Source organism: Segatella copri, from assembly GCF_009495355.1.
In the GTDB taxonomy this organism is placed as follows: domain Bacteria; phylum Bacteroidota; class Bacteroidia; order Bacteroidales; family Bacteroidaceae; genus Prevotella.
Genome location: NZ_VZAD01000056.1, coordinates 49,397 through 70,010, shown reverse-complemented (window position 1 = coordinate 70,010; position 20,614 = coordinate 49,397). Strand labels below are relative to the sequence as shown.

General features: G+C 44.9%; 20 protein-coding genes and 5 tRNA genes. 19 read left to right on the top strand and 6 right to left on the bottom strand.

The genetic code is table 11. From position 1 onward, the window contains the following. Positions 1-1,300, top strand: a 1,300-nt coding sequence (locus F7D20_RS06605) for a leucine-rich repeat domain-containing protein (protein WP_158463348.1), incomplete at its 5' end; no start/stop codon positions are given. A gap of 86 nt (positions 1,301-1,386) precedes the next feature. On the opposite strand, the gene F7D20_RS06600 is transcribed toward F7D20_RS06605, so the two are convergent. Beyond that, positions 1,387-3,438, bottom strand: a complete 2,052-nt coding sequence (locus F7D20_RS06600) for an HD family phosphohydrolase (RefSeq protein WP_158463347.1) — start codon at positions 3,436-3,438, stop codon at positions 1,387-1,389. Positions 3,439-3,547: 109 nt separating this feature from the next. Here F7D20_RS06600 and gltX point away from each other — a divergent pair, with 109 nt between their 5' ends. The 3 genes from gltX (at position 3,548) to F7D20_RS06585 (ending at position 7,658) form a co-directional block, all read left to right on the top strand. Further along, on the top strand, positions 3,548-5,065 hold the full coding sequence (gene gltX, locus F7D20_RS06595; protein WP_158463346.1) for a glutamate--tRNA ligase: 1,518 nt from the start codon (positions 3,548-3,550) through the stop codon (positions 5,063-5,065). 27 nt (positions 5,066-5,092) lie between these two features. Then, positions 5,093-6,361: a 3-deoxy-D-manno-octulosonic acid transferase gene (locus F7D20_RS06590; protein ID WP_367383916.1), complete on the top strand. Its 1,269-nt coding sequence runs from the start codon at positions 5,093-5,095 to the stop codon at positions 6,359-6,361. An 805-nt stretch (positions 6,362-7,166) separates the two neighbouring features. Further along, positions 7,167-7,658, top strand: a complete 492-nt coding sequence (locus tag F7D20_RS06585) for a hypothetical protein (RefSeq protein WP_158463344.1) — start codon at positions 7,167-7,169, stop codon at positions 7,656-7,658. Positions 7,659-7,699: 41 nt separating this feature from the next. On the opposite strand, the gene F7D20_RS06580 is transcribed toward F7D20_RS06585, so the two are convergent. From F7D20_RS06580 to F7D20_RS06565, 4 genes are all read right to left on the bottom strand, one after another. Further along, the gene (locus F7D20_RS06580) at positions 7,700-9,049 is read right to left on the bottom strand and encodes an ATP-binding protein (protein ID WP_022251318.1); all 1,350 of its coding nucleotides are present in this window, start codon (positions 9,047-9,049) and stop codon (positions 7,700-7,702) included. Between the two features lie 252 nt (positions 9,050-9,301). Further along, complete coding sequence (locus F7D20_RS06575; protein ID WP_158463343.1) at positions 9,302-9,826, bottom strand: nitroreductase family protein; 525 nt, start codon at positions 9,824-9,826, stop codon at positions 9,302-9,304. Between the two features lie 53 nt (positions 9,827-9,879). Further along, positions 9,880-11,085, bottom strand: a complete 1,206-nt coding sequence (locus tag F7D20_RS06570) for a MalY/PatB family protein (RefSeq protein ID WP_367383915.1) — start codon at positions 11,083-11,085, stop codon at positions 9,880-9,882. A gap of 16 nt (positions 11,086-11,101) precedes the next feature. Then, on the bottom strand, positions 11,102-11,956 hold the full coding sequence (locus F7D20_RS06565) for a DUF3737 family protein (protein WP_158463341.1): 855 nt from the start codon (positions 11,954-11,956) through the stop codon (positions 11,102-11,104). Positions 11,957-12,244: 288 nt separating this feature from the next. Here F7D20_RS06565 and F7D20_RS06560 point away from each other — a divergent pair, with 288 nt between their 5' ends. Both F7D20_RS06560 and F7D20_RS06555 read left to right on the top strand, forming a co-directional pair. Further along, the gene (locus tag F7D20_RS06560; RefSeq protein ID WP_022251322.1) at positions 12,245-12,502 is read left to right on the top strand and encodes a DUF4160 domain-containing protein; all 258 of its coding nucleotides are present in this window, start codon (positions 12,245-12,247) and stop codon (positions 12,500-12,502) included. A gap of 1 nt (position 12,503) precedes the next feature. Further along, positions 12,504-12,812, top strand: coding sequence for a DUF2442 domain-containing protein (locus tag F7D20_RS06555; RefSeq protein WP_158463340.1), 309 nt, complete (start codon positions 12,504-12,506; stop codon positions 12,810-12,812). A 92-nt stretch (positions 12,813-12,904) separates the two neighbouring features. On the opposite strand, the gene F7D20_RS06550 is transcribed toward F7D20_RS06555, so the two are convergent. Further along, positions 12,905-13,897 carry a malate dehydrogenase gene (locus tag F7D20_RS06550; protein ID WP_158463339.1) on the bottom strand — a complete coding sequence of 331 codons (993 nt, stop codon included), beginning with the start codon at positions 13,895-13,897 and terminating at the stop codon, positions 12,905-12,907. 200 nt (positions 13,898-14,097) lie between these two features. Between F7D20_RS06550 and F7D20_RS06545 the strand changes: the two genes are divergently transcribed. The 13 genes from F7D20_RS06545 to rplK all read left to right on the top strand — a co-directional run bounded on the left by F7D20_RS06545 (position 14,098) and on the right by rplK (position 20,613). Then, a complete protein-coding gene (locus tag F7D20_RS06545) occupies positions 14,098-15,888 on the top strand; it encodes an aminopeptidase P family protein (RefSeq protein ID WP_158463338.1) in 1,791 nt (596 codons plus the stop codon). A 140-nt stretch (positions 15,889-16,028) separates the two neighbouring features. Beyond that, positions 16,029-16,220 carry a 30S ribosomal protein S21 gene (gene rpsU, locus F7D20_RS06540; protein WP_022251326.1) on the top strand — a complete coding sequence of 64 codons (192 nt, stop codon included), beginning with the start codon at positions 16,029-16,031 and terminating at the stop codon, positions 16,218-16,220. Between the two features lie 82 nt (positions 16,221-16,302). After that, positions 16,303-17,184 (top strand): tyrosine-type recombinase/integrase, encoded by an 882-nt coding sequence (locus F7D20_RS06535; RefSeq protein ID WP_158463337.1) that lies wholly within the window; start codon positions 16,303-16,305, stop codon positions 17,182-17,184. 23 nt (positions 17,185-17,207) lie between these two features. Next, entirely contained in the window at positions 17,208-17,507 is a 300-nt protein-coding gene (gene hpf, locus F7D20_RS06530; protein ID WP_022251328.1) for a ribosome hibernation-promoting factor, HPF/YfiA family, read from the top strand. Between the two features lie 101 nt (positions 17,508-17,608). Continuing rightward, a tRNA-Thr gene (locus F7D20_RS06525) sits at positions 17,609-17,682 on the top strand. Between the two features lie 15 nt (positions 17,683-17,697). Further along, positions 17,698-17,779: transfer RNA gene (locus F7D20_RS06520), tRNA-Tyr, on the top strand. Positions 17,780-17,793: 14 nt separating this feature from the next. Next, positions 17,794-17,866, top strand: a tRNA-Gly gene (locus F7D20_RS06515). 14 nt (positions 17,867-17,880) lie between these two features. Further along, a tRNA-Thr gene (locus tag F7D20_RS06510) sits at positions 17,881-17,952 on the top strand. A gap of 71 nt (positions 17,953-18,023) precedes the next feature. Then, positions 18,024-19,220 (top strand): elongation factor Tu, encoded by a 1,197-nt coding sequence (gene tuf, locus F7D20_RS06505; protein ID WP_158463336.1) that lies wholly within the window; start codon positions 18,024-18,026, stop codon positions 19,218-19,220. A gap of 60 nt (positions 19,221-19,280) precedes the next feature. Beyond that, positions 19,281-19,353, top strand: a tRNA-Trp gene (locus F7D20_RS06500). A 16-nt stretch (positions 19,354-19,369) separates the two neighbouring features. Next, positions 19,370-19,558, top strand: coding sequence for a preprotein translocase subunit SecE (gene secE, locus F7D20_RS06495; RefSeq protein ID WP_158463335.1), 189 nt, complete (start codon positions 19,370-19,372; stop codon positions 19,556-19,558). Positions 19,559-19,569: 11 nt separating this feature from the next. Next, a complete protein-coding gene (gene nusG / locus F7D20_RS06490; RefSeq protein WP_022252585.1) occupies positions 19,570-20,112 on the top strand; it encodes a transcription termination/antitermination protein NusG in 543 nt (180 codons plus the stop codon). Between the two features lie 60 nt (positions 20,113-20,172). Next, positions 20,173-20,613, top strand: a complete 441-nt coding sequence (gene rplK, locus F7D20_RS06485) for a 50S ribosomal protein L11 (RefSeq protein ID WP_158463334.1) — start codon at positions 20,173-20,175, stop codon at positions 20,611-20,613. The last annotated feature ends 1 nt before the right edge of the window (position 20,614 follow it).

Genomic DNA, 20,614 nt, shown 5'->3' with positions numbered 1-20,614 from the left:
TATTTTCTATGGCTGTAGCGGATTAACGAGTTTAACCCTTCCTGCTGGTATTACCTCAATAGGCGATGACACATTCTATGGCTGTAGCGGATTAACGAGTTTAACCCTTCCTGCTGGTATTACTTCAATAGGCGAGTACGCATTCTATGGCTGTAGCGGATTAACGAGTTTAACCCTTCCTGCTGGTATTACCTCAATAGGCGATGACACATTCTATGGCTGTAGCGGATTAACGAGTTTAACCCTTCCTGCTGGTATTACTTCAATAGGCGAGTACGCATTCTATGGCTGTAGCGGATTAACGAGTTTAACCCTTCCTGCTGGTATTACCTCAATAGGCGATGACACATTCTATGGCTGTAGCGGATTAACGAGTTTAACCCTTCCTGCTGGTATTACTTCAATAGGCGAGTACGCATTCTATGGCTGTAGCGGATTAACGAGTTTAACCCTTCCTGCTGGTATTACCGAGATAGGCGAGAGCACATTCTCTAACTGTAGCGGATTAACGAGTTTAACCCTTCCTGCTGGTATTACTTCAATAGGCGAGTACGCATTCTCATACTGTAGCGGATTAACGAGTTTAACCCTTCCTGCTGGTATTACCTCAATAGACAAGTACGCATTCCTGGACTGTAGCGGATTAACGAGTTTAACCCTTCCTGCTGGTATTACCTCAATAGGCAGTCGCGCATTCTATGGCTGTAGCGGATTAACGAGTTTAACCCTTCCTGCTGGTATTACCTCAATAGGCGATGACACATTCTATGGCTGTAGCGGATTAACGAGTTTAACCCTTCCTGCTGGTATTACTTCAATAGGCGAGTACGCATTCTCTGGCTGTAGCGGATTAACGAGTTTAACCCTTCCTGCTGGTATTACCTCAATAGACAAGTACGCATTCTCTGGCTGTAGCAGATTAACGAGTTTAACCCTTCCTGCTGGTATTACTTCAATAGGCGAGTTCGCATTCTCTTACTGTAGCGGATTAACGAGTATATATGTATATGCAGAGAAAGTACCAAGAATAGGTCGTTATGCATTCGGAGGTTGTGCTTCCAGGAAATGTACACTTTATGTACCTAAGGGAACTTATGATAATTACAGGCTCTCTGAATTTGGCTACTTTGAGAATATAGTAGAATTCGATGCAACAGGTATCGACAAGACTACAACCTCTACTGATGTTGAGGAGGTATCTCGCTATTCTCTAAATGGTCAGCGATTGGCTGTTCCTGTTAAGGGCTTGAACATCGTGAAGTATAGCGACGGAACTGTGAGGAAGGTTGTTGTGAAGTAAAAAATCTTAATTGATAAATCGAGATGAAAAGAGTGAGGGTGCGTCATTGAGTGATGACGCACCCTCGTTTCTTTTATGCAAAAATATTACTTGTTCAGGTGTGGATAGGAAATCCTGGTGTGGTAGATGGATTTCAGTCGTTCGATGAGTACAGACTTGGCCAAGGCTATGTCGCGGAAGGTGATAGGACACTCCCTGAAGAAACCGTCTGCCACCTGACTGTCTATCAACTTGTTGGTGAGCGTGCTGATACTCTCCTCTGTGTATTCATTGAGTGAGCGCGAGGCTGCCTCCACGGTGTCTGCCATCATCAGGATGGCCTGCTCGCGGGTGAAGGGGTTAGGACCAGGATACTGGAACATCTCCTTGTCCACCTGCTCGTCGGGGTGCTCGTTACAATAATTAATATAGAAATACTTGGTGAGTCCTGTGCCGTGGTGGGTAGAGATGAAATCCTTGATGATGCCTGGCAGATTGAATTTCTCGGCAAGCTTCAGTCCTTCCGTAACGTGGCTGATGATGATTTGTGCGCTCTCCAGGTCGGAGAGTTGGTCGTGAGGATTGACACCAGCCTGGTTTTCGGTAAAGAATACTGGATTGGTCATCTTGCCGATGTCATGATAGAGCGCACCGGTACGTACCAGCAGACTGTTGGCATGAATACGGTTGGCAATTTCGGCAGCCAGGTTTCCTACGGTGATGGAATGCTGGAAGGTGCCAGGAGCTATCTCGCTCAGGTTTCGGAGCAGTCCCTTGTTGGTGTTGGAAAGCTCGAAGAGTGTCACGTTGGAGATGAATCCAAACATCTTCTCGATGAGGTACATCATCGGGTAGGAGAGCAGCAGGAAGATGCCGTTGATAATAAAATAGGTGTACATGCTCGGGTCGATGTTGAACATCTGGTTGTCCTGCATGAGCTGAAGTGCTAAGTAGACGATGCAACTCGATATGGTGACGAGTATGGCTGTGATGAATATCTGCGATCGCTTGGACAGTTCGCGGAGCGAGTAGATGGCCACCAGTCCCGATGCTAACTGCACGATGATGAACTCGTACTGATACTTTACTGCTGCGGCACAGATAAGAATCATCGTGACATGGGTGATGAATGCCGTTCGGGAATCCATAAACACCCTGACGAAGATGGCAGCCATGGCAAAGGGGATGATATAGACCGAGAAGAAGTTGTGCTTCATCATCATCGACACGAGGATAGGGAAGAGGGTGATCATCGTGTAGAGCATGGTGAGGCTTCGTGGCTTCTCGAAGTAGTCTTTGCGGAAGAGCGTGAGGTAGGAGGTGAACATCATGACGAGTATCAGCACGAAGAGAATCTGGCCGATGAAGGTGGTCATGATTTCATCTTGAGTGGAGCTTCTGCGCTTCATCTCCTTATCGAAAGAGTTGAGCACACGGCAAGTGTAATCGTTGACGATTTCTCCACGGTCGATGATTTTCTGTCCGCTCATCACCATGCCACTTGCCAAAGGAATGCTGCTCAGCAGATCGTTTTTCTCGGCATCGCTCTTCTCTTTATCGTACACGATATTGGCCTCTATATAGTTGTTGAGGTTGCACCGTGAGAGGATGGCTCGCTGGGCTGCGAGTTTCTCGTTGGCAAAGATGTGCTCGTAGGCGGCTATGGTGGAGTAGAAACTGCTCACCTTGAGACTCTTGGCATTTTTACCACTCACGAATCGTATCATGCTGGTGGAGTCCTTGAAGATGTTGTTGTATTCGTTGGTGTTGATGATGCCCATCTGGTATATTTCCTGCATCTGTCTTGCCACGATGCCCACATATTCTTTGGGCAGACCGTTGATGCCCTGCTCGTAGTCGTGCAGGAATCGCTCCACCTGCTTTTTCTCGATAAGCGGGTTGAGACTGTAGTAAGGCTGGAAGTGCTTGAGCAGGGAATCCTGTTCGTGCTTGATGGCCTCGTCTGTTTTGTAGATAGGGAAGTCGAACTTGGCAATGACCGATCCATACATCCATGGCTTTCCCACATCGTAGCGATACATTCTGCCCTCGTTGCGTGGCAGGAACCACACGATGATGGCTACGGTGATACATACGAGTACGGTCTTGGTGGCGAGATTTCGCCAGTAATTCTCTTCTGTGTTGTTGAATATGCTCATTTTATACCACTATTTTTAGATTACTCTGCGAAAATACGAAAAAAAACTGCTAAAATCGCAAAAAAAAGTGTAATTTTGCAGAAAATTTAAAAAATAGCTATTTTCAGACATGACTGATAGAAAAGTAAGAGTGCGTTTTGCCCCCAGTCCTACGGGTGCATTGCACATTGGCGGTGTTCGTACTGCCTTATATAATTATTTGTTTGCTCGCCAGCATGGTGGTGAGCTTGTGTTCCGTATTGAGGATACTGACTCACATCGTTTTGTGCCAGGAGCTGAGGAGTATATCCTGGAGTCATTCAAATGGCTCGGTATCAAGTTTGACGAGGGTGTAAGCTTTGGTGGAGAGCATGGTCCTTACCGCCAGAGTGAGCGCCGCGACATCTATAAGAAATATGTGCAGCAGTTGCTCGATGCGGGTAAGGCTTATATCGCTTTCGATACTCCCGAGGAGCTTGAGGCAAAGCGTGCCGAGATACAGAACTTCCAGTATGATGCCCATACCCGTATGCAGATGCGCAACTCGCTCACTCTTTCCAAGGAGGAGGTTGACCAGCTCATTGCAGACGGCAAGCAGTATACCGTGCGCTTCAAGATTGAGCCCGGCGAGGAGATTCATGTCAACGATATGATACGAGGAGATGTGAAGGTGATGAGTGATATCTTGGACGACAAGGTGCTCTATAAGAGCGCAGACGAGTTGCCAACATATCATCTTGCCAACATCGTGGACGATCATCTGATGGAGATTTCCCACGTGATTCGTGGTGAGGAGTGGCTGCCAAGTGCTCCCTTGCATGTGTTGCTCTATAAGGCTTTTGGCTGGGAAGACACTATGCCACGTTTTGCCCATCTTCCTTTGTTGCTCAAGCCAGAGGGTAAGGGTAAACTGAGCAAGCGTGATGGCGACCGTTTGGGTTTCCCTGTGTTCCCATTGGAGTGGCACGATCCCAAGACCGGCGAGGTGTCATCAGGCTATCGCGAGAGTGGTTACTTCCCCGAGGCAGTGGTCAACTTCCTGGCTCTGTTGGGATGGAATCCTGGTACAGAACAGGAAATCTTCTCGCTCGATGAGTTGGTGAAGGCTTTCGATATCTCACGTTGTTCGAAGGCTGGTGCCAAGTTTGACTTCAAGAAGGGTATTTGGTTCAACCATGAGTATATACTGATGAAGAGCGATGACGAAATAGCCAATCTCTTTGCCCCTATCGTTGCCAACAATGGTGTGGAGGAAACGATGGATCGTGTGAAGCAGGTTGTGCACATGATGAAGGACCGTGTGAACTTCGTCTATGAGTTGTGGCCTCTTTGCTCTTTCTTCTTTATTCCACCAACCGAGTACGATGCCAAGACAGCCAAGAAGCGCTGGAAGGAGTATTCGGCTCAGCAGATGACCGAGCTTGCTGAGGTGCTCGAGGGTATCGATGATTTCTCTATCGAGGGACAGGAGCCTGTCGTGATGAAATGGGTAGAGGATAAGGGCTATAAGCTTGGCGACGTGATGAACGCATTCCGTCTCACACTCGTTGGCGAGGGCAAGGGCCCAGGCATGTTCGACATCTCAGCCTTCCTTGGCAAGGAGGAAACCCTGAAGCGCTTGCGCAAGGCCATCGAAGTGTTAGGATAAAGTGTCAATCAAACTACCGGTATCATGATTTACAACGTAGTCATTTATTTGGTCCTCTGGGGCATAGCCATTGCGAGCCTTTTCGACCATAAGGTGCGCAAGATGTGGCGTGGCGAGCGTGAAGCATTCAGACTGCTCAAGCAGAAGGTAGACCCTACGGCTCAGTATGTGTGGTTTCATGCAGCCTCGCTCGGCGAGTTCGAGCAGGGGCGTCCCCTCATGGAACGTATTCGCAGGGATTTCCCTCAGTACAAGATATTGCTTACCTTCTATTCGCCATCGGGCTATGAGGTGCGCAAGAACTACGAGGGAGCCGACATTATCTGTTATATGCCGGTGGATACTCGATTGAATGCCATTCGTTTCCTGCGTCTGGTGCGCCCGGTGATGGCTTTCTTCATCAAGTATGAATTCTGGTCAAACTTCCTTCACATTCTGAAGCATCGCAATATTCCTACCTACAGTGTGAGCAGCATCTTCCGCGAGGACCAGGTGTTCTTCAAGTGGTATGGCAGGAGCTATGCCGGAGTACTGAAGTGCTTCACCCGTTTCTTCGTGCAGAACGAGGAAAGCAAGCGCCTGCTCGAAAGTATTGGCATAACTGCTGTCGACGTGGTGGGAGATACCCGTTTTGACCGTGTGCTCCAGATCAAGGAGGCTGCCAAGCAGTTGCCTATATGTGATGCTTTCCGCAAGGGACAGGTTGCAGAGGCTTCGGCTGCTGGAGAAATCCCTGCTAAAGATGACTATAAGGTTTTTGTGGCAGGCAGTTCCTGGCCTCCAGATGAGGAGATATTCATTCCGTTCTTCAATGAGCATAAGGACTGGCGTCTGCTGATAGCTCCTCATGTCATAGGCGAGGATCATCTGCGTCAGATTCTTTCTCTGATAAAGGACAAAAAGGTGGTGCGCTACACACAGACCACTCCCGAGGAAGCAGCTCAGGCTGACGTGCTGATCATCGACTGTTTCGGATTGCTGAGCAGCATGTACCATTATGGTGATGTGGCTTATGTAGGTGGAGGCTTCGGTGTTGGTATTCATAATACTTTGGAGGCTGCAGTATGGAATATGCCGGTCATCTTTGGCCCTAACAACAAGAAGTTCCAGGAAGCCCAGGGCTTGCTCAAGTCGGGTGGTGGTTTTGAGATTCAGAACTATGAGAGTTTTGAGGGCTTGATGAATTCTATGATGAATGATGAGGCTTTCCTGAAGCAGGCCGGTGACAAGGCTGGTGCTTTCGTAGCGAGTCTTTCGGGTGCTACCGATAAGGTTCTGTCTAAAGTGGAGCTTTAAACTCTTTCACAAGAGCGGTGCTTTTCACAAAGCGGGATGGTTCTTTTTCGCAAAGAATCGAGGTGCTTTTCACAAAGCAGTATTTTTGTAATTACGGTTGCAAAAGTACTGCTTTTTTCTGTAACCACCAAATTTCAGTGTGCGTGAAGGGGCTGTTTTCTGCAACTCATAGTTTTGTGATGAAGAAAACTAAATTTTACGCCTCGTTATCTTATGAGTTGATACCGTACGTTTCATACGGTATCATCTCCTAAGACATGAGGCAGCCGTGCGTTTCATATGGTCGCCTCTCTGTAAGAAAAAAGATGGTATTCGCTGACGCTGACACTGACAGTCCAATTTTCCGCAGGGTAAAAAGGGTAAGGGTAGAAGTTTATATTTATATATATAATTATATATATAAATATAAAAAATAATTAACACTCTTTTACTCTCTTGGATAAGGCTCGGAAAATTGGACTGTCAGTGTCAGCGTCAGCGCTTTGTCTTTTGTTTGTATGATGGAAAGTGCTTGAAGTATGGCGGTAAGTCGTAAAAAATAAATACTTACCACCATATTTTCTTGTTTTATTCAAATAAAAGTCTTATCTTTGTGCCGTCAAAAAGTGGTGTCATACCACGCAAAAGTCATAGTTGATTATAGGAGAAAAAACGTATGTAACAGTTATTAAAAATATCAATCTTACTCTGCTTGTCGCCCCTTGCGTTCTGTGCGTGCGACAAGAATGATGGTGATGATGACAGGAAATGTGTTTACCCAAATCCATCTCAACCATCGGAGTCTATTTACAATCATACAGGGGAAGTGGAATTTGTAGTGGATGCACCACAAATTAAAGAGAAAATAGAGCAAGACTTGACGGAAAATCCTCCTTTCGGTGGGGCTAAAAAGTATCAAATTCTTATTAGAAAAGTTTCTTCAGCTCTTGCTGCAACGTATACATTAAATGTGCAGGACACCAAGAACGAGACTTCTTTTTACAGCTATCGTATGATTTTGGTGGATAATGCAGAATGGAAAGAAAACTATAAGTTGTTTTCTGTGGGCTCAGGAATTTCTGGTAGTTGGTATAAGTGGGATATAGTGCCTATTGCCACAGGGGATGGCAAGGCAATCGCAACATACGATGTGTTTATAAAGCAAGATGTTCCTGCTTCCTTGGTTGGCAGTAAAATGTATTTCTGTGAAGACCTCACGGAGAAATATCGCCAAAAGTTCCCTCAAGACGACATCCATGCCGTGGTTCGCCGTTTGGTTCTTTCGTATGTCAAGGGAGGAGATGTTGTCAAGGATTAGTGCTTGTATAACCTCTTTTTATATTATGACAGGGATGCTTTTTACAGCATCCCTGTCATATACAGCGGCAAATAGGTGATTCCATCTTCAATTTTTAAGTCAGCCGTATGGATGACGTAAGGGGTGGATAGATAATTTCCGTATTTGGCGATACACTTCTTGAGAGAGGTCAACGTGTATCTGTTGGTTGATTTCACTTCGATAGGTGAAATGTTGTGCTTCGTGGTGATAGTGTCCTTGGCTATGAGGAAATCAATCTCCATTCTGTCCTCTGCCTCCTTGCTGTATTTGGAGAAGAAGAATAGGTTATGCCCAGCCGAACGCAACATTTGGGCGACGATGTTCTCTATAACCATGCCACTATTGAACTCCAACTTGTCAGTGAGAAGTTTGTTGTAAAGGCTTTCTGATACGATGGCTTTCTCGTTGAAAGCATGGCTAATGAGCAGCCCTGTGTCAGACATATAACATTTGAGAGTTGTGTCGTCGGTGTTCATGCCCAAACCTATGTTTGGCTCGGTCGTATTGTAAGCCATGTTTACAATCATGGCGTCACTTAACCAAAAGAAAGCGGTTTCATAATCCCTCATTCTTGCCCCTTCGGTCAGTGCCTTCAACATAAATTTCTTCTCATGCTTTTGGAGTTGAGAAGGGATGGTATCGAAAATCTTGGTTACTTTCGATACATGGGTAGATGCATATTTCTGTATGTCATTGCGGTAGAGGGTCAGTATCTGTCGCTTCACATGGTCAACTTTGTTGAAATCTCGCGTTTCCACGAATTTTGCCACGGCTTGTGGCATACCACCGACGATAAGATATTGCCTGAAATAGTTCATTGCCTTGCGGTGCATCATTTGCCCCATCTCGTGCTTTTTCTCAAAGTTCATGCAGATAAGAGGCATGAGTGTTTCATTGCCAAGAGCCCAAAGAAACTCTTCGAAGTCCATAGGATACATGAGAATTTCATCTTCTTCGGATGGAATCATGATGTTTTCCACATTCTTCTTGATAGAGACGAGCGAACCTGTTTCGATGTAATCATACCTTCCGTCTTCTACCAAATATTTGATGGCTGTGCGTGCACGAGGGAAAAGTTGAACCTCATCAAAGATGATGATAGACTCTCGTGGATAAAGTGGGGTGTTGGTATAACTGCTTAGATACATGAAGAATGTATCCAAGTCGTCCAAATAATCTTCGAATAATGCTTTGATGTTGGAACTTACTTTGTTGAAATCCAAAAGAATGTAGCTTTTGTATTCTTTCTGGGCAAATTCTTTCACTATATAGCTCTTGCCGACACGTCGAACACCGTTGATAAGAACTGCACTTTCTCCATGCTGTTCTTCTTTCCATTTTAAGAGTTGTTCATATACTTTTCGTCTCATAATTTCACCTAACTTAGATTATTGTTTGCTCAAAAATACACCTAACTTAGATTATTATTTGTGAAAATATACACCTAACTTAGATTAATTTTGCTGCAAATATACACCTAACTTAGATTATTACCAAATATTTCGGTGATTTTTAGGCAGAATTAACATCCACAAGGGTCTATTATCGTACTTTTCAAATAACCAAAAAGGATAGCTTCTGTGCTGAGGCTATCCTTCTATATGTTTTTTGTGATTGTCGCTTTACTTGATGATGCGATAATAATCTTCCTTGCGAGGCTTTACGGTGTGAGGGTGAGCGGAAGCATAGCCGAGGGCCAATGCACCGATGCCCATCAGTCCCTCGGGCAGGTTCCATTCCTTCATCAACTGCTTGCCTTCCTCGCTGGCAAACATCGCGTCCTCACGGTTTATCCAGCATGAGGCAAGCCCGATGGAGTGGGCGGCAAGCATCATGTTGCCAAGGATGAGGCTTCCGTCTTTCACGCTGTTCACCTCGTCGCAGGGGGCCAGGACGATGACAATGGTAGGTGCGCCATAGTAGGGGTCGCTCTCCACTCCCATCACCTCTGCGTTCATCTTGCGCAGTTGGGCGCATGTTTCCGTGTTCTGTACGGCAACGATAAATGGCTTCTGGGTGCCATGTCCTGTTGCGGCCCAAGTGCCAGCCTCCAATACTGTCTTCAACTCCTCGTCGGTTATCTGGTCTGCCTTGAACCGGCGAATGCTTCTTCTCTCTTTTATAGCTTTTAAAACATCATTTTCCATATTGATTTGATTTTGAAAGAACTTTCTGTTTATATATGTTTCTGTTTCTAACATTATGCAGGGCAACCGCTCAAGTCTTCTTCGTCCATATACTGACTCAGAATACATGCGATGCGAATCAGTCCCTGCATTAAGGTCTGACGTGGACACGCGATATTGAGGCGCAAGTAACCTTGTCCTGCCTTTCTGCCATACATCGTTCCGCTGTTGACGAATACCTTACCGTCGTTCATTAGTTTCTCGTAAGCTTCGTCGCTTGACAGCTCGAATGGCAGTATGTCGAGCCATACAAGGTAGGTTCCCTCCAGTCGGGTAACGCGAACCTGTGGCAACTCTGTATTGAAGAACTCTTTCACTGCCTGGTAATTTTCGTAAAGGTATTGATTGAGTTCGTCGAGCCATTCCTCTCCCTCGTTATAGGCTGCCTGGAGGGCAATCACGCCAAATGGATTGACATCGCAAACCTCGTTGATGTTGATGGCTCGGTCGATGCGGCGGCGCAATGATGCGTCAGGACAAATAATGTTGGCAATCTGCAGGCCGGCGATATTGAAGGACTTTGATGGAGAATTCAATACCACGCAGTTGTCGCGGCAAGCCTCGTTGATGCTGGCAAAGGGTGTGTACTGATAGCCAGGCATGATAAGCTCGCAGTGTATTTCGTCGGCGATTACCTTTACACCATGCTTTTGGCAGATGTTGCTCATGCGTTCCAGTTCCTCTTTCTTCCATACACGTCCTGCCGGATTGTGAGGGTTGCAGAGCAGGAAGGCTGTCGTCTTCTCGTCGGCGCACTTGCGTTCGAAGTCTTCGAAGTCGATTTCGTAGGTGCAGTTGCCGACACGTTTCAACTCATTTTCTATCACTTCGCAACCGCTGTTTCTGATGCAAGAGAAGAAGCAGTTGTACACTGGGGTTTGTACCAACACTTGCTCGCCTGGCATACAGATTGCTTTCAGACAGCAAGAGATGGCTGGCACTACGCCTGATGTGTAGAGAATCCAGTCTTTCTGTATGTTCCACTGGTGGCGACGCGAGAACCAGCTGATGATGGCCTCGTAGTAAGAGTCGGGAACAAGGGTGTAACCGAAGATGCCGTGAGCCACACGCTTCTGCAGGGCTTCGATGACGCAAGGGGCTGTCTGGAAATCCATATCCGCCACCCACATGGGTATTACGCCTTCTTCTTTCACCAAGTCCCATTTGTAGGAGTTGGTGCCACGGCGGTCTATAATTTCATCAAAATTGTATTTCATAATTCAGTTTCCTTCCTTTTTACTTTGACTTGTCAATGATTTTGCATGCTTCTTTGGGTGCTTTGGCGAATTCTGTATAGGTGATGCTTCCTATTCCGTCTGCTTCTATTCTGCCCGAGATGGGGTTCTTGATATTGGTAATAGCCCCTTTAATGTGTGCATCGATGTTGGAACAGTCCTCAAAGGCACGGTCGCATCCTGGGTCGAAGGTGCAATCCTCCAATGTCACATGGTCCATGTAGCAGAGTGGTTGCTCTCCACTGATATGACAACGCACCAACTTGATGTTCTTGCTGTGCCAGGCAAGGTATTCGCCGTTGAGCTCAGAGTCATAAACCGACACATTCTCACATTCCCAGAAACTGTCCTTGGTTGTGATATGTGCGTGGTGTACCTCTACGTTGTGGCAGTATTGGAATACATATTTAGAGTCGCTTTCCAGGCCGTCTACATAGATGTTCTTTGAGAACATGAAGGGGTAGGTGCCATTGTGCAACTTAACGTTTATCAGTTTCAGACCGTCTATCTTCCAGAATGTCTCGTCGGCATCATTGATGGATACGTTCTCTAATTCGAGATTCTTCATTTCGCGGAAGAACTTAGGGCCGTCAATGGTACAGTCTTTCATTACCATATTGTCGGAATACCATATTGCCGAACGGCTCTCGGGTGCAAAATAGCAGTTGGTGATAAGTGATCCGTCTACATGCCACCATGGATATTTGCCATAGAACTTGGAGTTGTGGCATTCTATATTGTTGCAACACTTGATGCCCGATTCGCCATCGATTATGGTGATTCCCTCTATGCAGATGTCGTGTGCGCCGAATAGAGGTCGTTCGCCTCCGAAAGTCTTGTTTTCTATCTTTTTCATTTTTTTTTCTATACCTTATTATATATATGCTATTATCTGTCAGGAAAGAAATCTTTTCCATTTCGGTTGCAAAGTTACAAAAATAATGCCAAAATGTGATTATCATTTTTACGGAAAGATGTAACTTTATTGCTTATAAGTGGTGACGGTGACAGTGACAGTTGGAAAATCTGCACGTATATGCTCTGATATTATAGAAAATATATTTTGAAGAAATATTTTGCAAAACTCTTGGAAAATAGGAAATGAAAACGTATCTTTGCCTTATCAAAATTAAAATACAAAAATATGCCAGAGATAAGTCATTTTTATGGGATAGTTATTTATATGTATGTGAGTGAGCATAATCCGCCACATTTCCATGTGTGGTACAATGATTACAAAGCAATTGTTACCATAGAGGAAGGTATCGTCAAAGGTTCGATTCCCAGAAGAGCCTTGACCCTTGTGTATGAGTGGTTGGACTTGCACAAACGAGAGTTGATGGAGAATTGGGAACTCTTACGAGAGTTCAAGTCTCCTAATAAAATTAAACCTTTGGAATAACATGGATGATATTTTGACGATAAAGAGTGCAAGCTATGTCGGTGATTATAGTATAGTTGCTGAGTTTAGCAATGGTGAGACAAGATTGCTTGATTTTAGCGAACTTGTTACATCGGGTAGGGGTATGCTTAAAATGTTGGCAGATAAAGAGTATTTTCGTCATTTTACCCTTGATCCATTTACGATCGATTGGAATAATGAAATCGGTTTTGAACCAGAATATCTTTATGCGATGAGCAAGCCTCTTCCGAAATATTATGCTGATAATGTAAAGCATGATATGGTGGCGGAAGAAGTACATCGTGGCTAAAGGTAGATAAAATGAAAAGGCTGAATTGCAAGAATTAGACTCTCACAATTCAGCCTTTTATTTTATCTTATAATCTTTCTACGAGAGAAGAATTACAAGTTTGGATTCATCTCTTTCCACTCATCTACTGCAGGAACGATGCCCAACTCAACGATCTCGTCGCGCATCTTGCAGAGGTGCTCATAAGACTTGTTCAAGGCAGCGATCTCCTCCGCAGTACCTGTAGGCTCTGTGAAGTGAACACCAGTCTTGTCGATAGTAGTAGGCATTGCCATCATTACGTTCTTGAAGCCGAGCTTGTCATGATTTACATAGCAACCTGCAGGCAATGTGAACTTCTCACCACCCATGGCAGCCTCGATCATCTTGACAGCATTGTAGGCAGGACTCTGGAATGAAGAACGGCCACGGAGCTTGATGATGTTGGAACCACCCTGTACTGTGTGGTGCTTGATCTCCTCCCAGCGCTCAGCTGAAAGACCCATCTCTGACAATGGCTTGCCGTCTACCTTTACCTGAGAAGCAAATACTGCCATCTGCTCACCGTGACCACCATAAGTGTGTGCACCTGTTACCTTATCCTGCTGTACACCGAACTCGAGAGCCAAAGCCTGCTGCAAACGAGTAGAGTCGAGGGCTGCGAGAGATGTGAGCTGGTTTGGTTTCAAACCAGAGTGGATAAGTGCAGTGAGGGCTGTTACGTCAGCAGGGTTGAAGATAACAACAACGTGCTCTACGTCTGGGCAGAACTTCTTGATGTTGTCACCGAATTCAGCAGCGATCTTGCAGTTGCCCTTCAAAAGATCCTCACGGGTCATACCTTCCTTACGAGGAGCACCACCAGAAGAAATGATATATTTGGCACCAGTGAAAGCCTCCTCAGGATTTACTGTATAAGTTACGTTAACGCCTGGGAATGCGCACTGCTGGATTTCGTCGAAAACACCATGAACACCTGGCTCATAGATGTCATAAAGACAAATGTTGGGAGTGAGGCCGAGCATCAAAGCGCTCTGTACCATGTTAGAACCAATCATACCGCCGGCACCGACGATCAAAAGCTTGTCATTACTTAAAAATTCCATAACTACAATATATTTTAAATTGTTTATAATTTCTGTTGAAAAGTTTTGACTGAACCTTCAGCGCTCCTTCTGAGTGCTTTTTTCTTTTTCGACCGCAAAATTACTAAAAAGTAATGTAAATCGTGCAATATTTTTCGCTTAAATTTGTGATTAATTCTTAAAATGTTTATCTTTGTAATCTCTATTTAGCAATTAAGGATATGGTAGATGTGATAAAACAAAGATTAGATAGTCTGAGAGAAGTGATGAAGCGTGAAAAATTGGCGGCATTTATCTTCCCCAGCACTGATGCCCATCAGAGTGAATATGTGGCTCCTCATTGGCAGGGCCGTGAGTGGATTTCGGGCTTTAATGGTTCGGCTGGTATTGCTGTAGTTACTCTTACGAAGGCTGCGTTGTGGACGGATTCGCGCTATTTCTTAGCTGCAGAACAGCAGTTGAAAGGCACTGAATATCAACTGATGAAACAGCGGGTGGAAGGTACGCCTACTATAGCTCAGTGGTTGGGAGAGCAGTTGGCTGAGGTTGATTCTCCTGAGGTGGGACTCGATGGAATGGTTAACTCCTATCATGAGACGCAGGCGCTGGTTGCCGAACTTCGCCAGAAGGGAGGTATCACTGTGCGTACCAATTTTGATCCGTTAGATATTATCTGGAAAGATCGTCCGTCTATTCCTGATTTTCATGTTGAGATTCAACCTCTGGAATATGCAGGTGAGACATTGCAGTCTAAGCTCTCGCGTATTCGTAAGGCTCTTCGTGTGCTGCATGCAGATGGTATGCTCGTGTCGGCTCTCGATGATATAGCCTGGACACTCAACCTTCGTGGTACGGATGTTCATTGTGTGCCAGTCTTTGTGAGTTATTTGCTGATCTCTTCCAATAAGGTTTCTCTTTTTGTGGACGAGCGAAAACTTACACCGCAGGTGACGACTTATCTTGCCGATAATGGTGTCTCCCTATATAAATATAATAAGGTGGAAGATGAACTGAGGACTTACTCGGAATATAATATCTTGCTTGATGGTGACGAAACAAGCTATCGGCTGTGGAAGGCTGTGAAATGTCAGGAGATTGTGTCTTCGGCTTCGCCTATTCCTGTTATGAAGGCCGTAAAGAACGAAACCGAGGTGAAGGGATTCCGGCGGGCTATGTTGCGGGATGGAATAGCAATGGTGAAGTTCCTGCGTTGGTTGAAGCCGGCGGTAGAGATGGGTGGACAAACAGAAATGTCTGTTGATCGCAAGTTGACATCCCTCCGTTCGGAACAACCTCTTTTTCGTGATATTTCCTTCGATACCATTGCCGGTTATCAGGAACATGGTGCCATCGTTCATTATGAAGCCAAACCGCAGACGGATGCTCAGCTTCGTCCTGAAGGGATGATTCTTATCGATTCTGGTGCCCAATATCAAGACGGAACCACAGATATAACCAGAACGATAGCTCTTGGACCTGTGAGCGAGAAGATGAAACGCATCTATACACTCGTTCTCAAAGCTCATATACAGATAGAACTTGTTAAGTTCCCTGATGGCGCCTCGGGTACACAGCTTGATGCAGTGGGGCGCAGATGCCTTTGGCGTGAAGGCCTTAACTATTTGCATGGAACCGGTCATGGTGTAGGTTCTTACTTGAGCGTGCATGAAGGTCCTCATCAGATACGTATGGAATGGAAGCCTACACCTTTGAGAGCAGGAATGACCATTACTGATGAACCTGGCATCTATCTGGCAGGAGAGTTTGGCGTTCGTATAGAGAACACTCTGCTTGTTACAAATTACGTGCAGACAGATTTTGGAAAATTCCTACAGATGGAGCCTCTTACTCTTTGCCCTATAGACACTGCTCCTATAGAAATGGAGTTGATGATGCCCGAAGAGAAGATGTGGCTTAATGATTATCATAGAATGGTGTTTGAAAAACTGTCACCTTGGCTCGAAGAAGATGATAAAAACTGGCTTAAGGAAGCCACAAAGCCACTAAAATGAACAATTTAGAACAAAAAAACGTGTAAAATCTTGGTAGTTTGATAAATAAAGCGTAATTTTGCACCCGCAAATTGTGGCGCTACGCCCTTTTAGCAAAGAAACAACATAAGTTTAACATAATAAATTAAAAGCAAAACAAAATGATTATTGTACCAGTTAAAGACGGTGAGAACATCGAGAGAGCTCTCAAGAAGTTTAAGAGAAAGTTCGAAAAGACAGGCATTGTTAAGGAGCTCCGCGCTCGTCAGCAGTATGACAAGCCTTCTGTTTTGAAGCGTCTCAAGATGGAACACGCCATCTACGTACAGCAGTTGCGCGCAAACGAGGAATAATAGTAAAAAAACCTCAAAAAATTTGGTGGTTCAAATTAATTTTCGTATTTTCGTTGCCGATAAAGGTAATGAGTAACGTAAAATGACTGTCAAAGAATTCCTTGATTACCTGTCGCAGGAACTTAATAGGTCTCCGAGGACGGTAATAAGTTATGCTGAAGATCTGTATGCATTTGAGGCATACTTCTTGGATAAAGATGAAGGATTGACGTGGGAGACCATAGATACCGACATTATCCGAGACTGGATGGAAAGCATGGTAGATAAAGGAAATTCCCCCAGTTCAGTGGCGCGCCGTCTTAGTGCGGTGAAAGGCTTTTTTAAGTTTGCTCTGGCAAGGGGATTTATCTCCTCAGATCCTGCTCATGCCATTCGAAGCCCTAAACGCAGCAGACCTCTCCCGCAGTTCTTGAAAGAGAATGAGATTAATGACTTGCTTGATAAGCAGGCTTGGGGAGATGACTTTAAGGGGCTTCGGGACCGTTTGATAATCATGATGCTCTACGAAACAGGAGTTCGCTTAGCGGAACTTGTAGGCGTGGATGATGAGGCGGTGAACTTGACGGGGCAATTCATAAAGGTGACAGGAAAAGGCGATAAGCAGCGCGTTATTCCCTTTGGCAACGAGTTGAAATCCATGATAGAAAACTATGTGGAAGAGAGGAACAGGACTGTAAGTCGTAAGACAGCGGCACTGTTGGTATCGGAAACAGGTTTGCGCATCAAACCTGATTTGGTGCAGCGCATCGTAAAGGAAAACCTTGCAAGGTTCTGCTCGTTGAAAAAGAAAAGCCCACATGTGTTAAGACATACGTTTGCAACAGCTATGCTAAACCATGGGGCAGATATTGAGAGTTTAAAGCAATTGCTTGGTCATTCGCGGCTCTCCACAACGGAGATTTATACGCATACGACCTTTGAGCAGTTGAAGCGAGTTTATACAGAAGCCCACCCCAGGGCATAACCTTTTAAAAAATGGAGGTCACTATGGAAATTAAGATTCAGTCGATTCATTTCGATGCTACCGAGAAGTTACAGGCGTTTATCGAAAAGAAAGTCGCCAAGTTAGAGAAAACTTATGAAGATATACAGAAAGTAGAGGTGCAATTAAAGGTCGTGAAACCAGCCACAGCAATGAATAAGGAAGTTCAGCTGGAGGTCGCAGTGCCAGGATCTAAACTCTTTGTCGAAAAAGTATGCGACACTTTTGAGGAAGGAATAGATCTGACAGTGGATGCAATGAAGGTTCAGTTGACCAAATTTAAAGAAAAAATGCGCAATCACTAAAAAAATAACGAAAAGTTTTGGTGGTTCCAAAAAATAGTCGTATCTTTGCAGCCGTTTTACAACAGCTTCCTTTTTAAGCCTTAAAATGGCTGCAAGGATTTGCCTCTTTAGCTCAGTTGGCCAGAGCACGTGATTTGTAATCTCGGGGTCGTTGGTTCGAATCCGACAAGAGGCTCAAGAAAGAAAATAAGGGTGGTTACCAGAGTGGCCAAATGGGGCAGACTGTAAATCTGCTGGCTATGCCTTCGGTGGTTCGAATCCATCACCACCCACATTTTCTTAACTTGCGGAAATAGCTCAGTTGATAGAGCACTAGCCTTCCAAGCTGGGGGTCGCGGGTTTGAGCCCCGTTTTCCGCTCAATTTATTAACTTGCTGTAATAGCTCAGTGGTAGAGCACTTCCTTGGTAAGGAAGAGGTCCTGAGTTCAACTCTCAGTTACAGCTCTATCGTTCTAAGAAGATAGTAGAATGGTAGAGGAACAGATTATTCATTTATATAAATAAAAAGAAAAGCTATGGCTAAAGAAGAATTCGTGCGTACCAAACCGCATGTTAACATTGGTACAATTGGTCATGTTGACCATGGTAAGACTACTCTGACCGCTGCCATCTCTAAGGTATTGAACGAGAAGCTCGGTACATCTGAGGCAGTTAAGTCTTTCGATCAGATCGATAATGCTCCTGAAGAGAAAGAGCGTGGTATCACTATCAACTCAGCTCACATTGAGTATGAAACAGCAAAGCGTCACTATGCACACGTAGACTGTCCTGGTCACGCTGACTATGTAAAGAACATGGTTACTGGTGCTGCTCAGATGGATGGTGCTATCTTGGTTTGTGCTGCTACTGATGGTCCTATGCCACAGACACGTGAGCACGTACTTCTTGCACGTCAGGTAAACGTACCTCGTTTGGTTGTTTTCTTGAATAAGTGTGATATGGTTGACGATGAGGAGATGCTTGAGCTCGTTGAGATGGAGCTTCATGAGATCCTTGAGCAGTATGGTTACGAGGAGGATACTCCAATCGTTCGTGGTTCTGCTCTCGGTGCTTTGAACGGCGTTGAAAAGTGGGTTAAGTCTGTAGAGACTTTGATGGACACTGTTGACGAGTGGATTCAGGAGCCTGAGCGTGAGGTTGACAAGCCTTTCTTGATGCCTGTTGAGGACGTATTCTCAATCACTGGTCGTGGTACTGTTGCTACAGGTCGTATTGAGACTGGTCGTTGCAAGGTAGGTGACGAGGTTCAGTTGCTCGGTCTTGGTGAGGATAAGAAGTCTGTAATCACTGGTGTTGAGATGTTCCGCAAGGTTCTCGCTGAGGGTGAGGCAGGTGATAACGTAGGTTTGCTCCTCCGTGGTATTGATAAGGCAGAGGTTAAGCGTGGTATGGTAGTTGTGCACCCAGGTGCTATTACTCCTCACGATCACTTCAAGGCTTCTATCTACGTATTGAAGAAGGAAGAGGGTGGCCGTCACACTCCATTCGGTAACAAATATCGTCCTCAGTTCTATCTCCGTACTATGGACTGTACAGGTGAGATCAAGCTTCCAGAGGGAGTTGAGATGGTAATGCCTGGTGATAACGTAGAGATCGAGGTAGAGTTGATCTACAAGGTTGCTTTGAACGAGGGTCTTCGTTTCGCTATCCGTGAGGGTGGTCGTACAGTAGGTTCTGGTCAGATTACAGCAATTCTCGACGACGTTAAGTAATTAAGTAAATACGTAATTTACTATATATGTCCCCGCTACTGCGGTGGCGGGGATTTTTTTACGGGTTTAGCTCAGTTGGTAGAGCACTGGTCTCCAAAACCAGGTGTCGGGGGTTCGAGCCCTCCAACCCGTGCTAATTAGAAGATAATATGAATAAGATAGTAAATTATTGCAAGACATGTTATAATGAACTTGCGCATAAGACTACTTGGCCTACACGTGCCGAACTTACCCATAGTGCAATGGTTGTATTATCTGCTTCCCTTGTCATTGCATTGGTGGTGTTCGCAATGGATTCTATCTTTAAAGCGTTAATGGGAGTAGTTTATCCAGGTTAATTTTTAAGGAAATGGCAGACACAGGAAATAAGTGGTATGTGCTCAAAGCCGTTAGTGGTAAAGAAGCTAAGGTGAAAGAATACATCGAGGCTGAGATGAAGCACAATGATTTACTTGCAGCTAATGTTTCTCAGGTGTTGATACCAGTTGAGAAGCATGCAACTGTACGTAATGGTAAGAGAGTCGTTAAGGATAAAGTGGCTCTCCCAGGTTATGTCTTTGTGGAAGCTAAACTGAAGGGTGATGTAGCTCATACGTTACGTTTTTGCCCTAATGTTTTGGGTTTCCTTGGAGGTTTGGATGATCCTACACCGGTACCTCAGTCTGACATTAATCGTATGTTGGGCACTGCCGAAGAAACTGAATTTGAGGAGAATCTTGATACTCCTTATGCAGTGGATGAGACAGTTAAGGTTACAGATGGTCCATTTAGTGGTTTCAGTGGTGTTATCGAGGAAGTAAACGCCGAGAAGCACAAGCTGAAGGTGATGGTTAAGATCTTCGGACGTAAGACTCCGTTAGAGCTTGGTTTTATGCAAGTAGAAAAGGAATAATGTATTGTTACGAGTACATTGCCTTTTATAAAGTTTCAATTTTTAAATATTAACAAAGAAATGGCTAAAGAAGTTGCTGGATTAATCAAATTACAGATTAAAGGTGGCGCTGCAAATCCTTCACCTCCAGTAGGACCTGCACTGGGTTCTAAAGGTATTAACATTATGGGATTCTGCAAGGAATTCAACGCCCGTACCCAGGATAAAGCAGGTAAAGTATTGCCAGTTGTTATCACATACTACACTGACAAGTCATTCGATTTCATCATCAAGACTCCTCCTGCTGCTGTTCAGTTGAAGGAAGCTGCTAAAATTAAGAGTGGCTCATCTCAGCCTAACCGTCAGAAGGTAGCAAGTCTTACTTGGGATCAGGTGAAGACTATCGCTGAGGACAAAATGAAGGACTTGAATTGCTTTACTGTAGAATCAGCTATGAAGCTCATCGCTGGTACTGCAAGAAGTATGGGTATTACTGTAAAAGGGGACTTCCCTGGTAAATAAT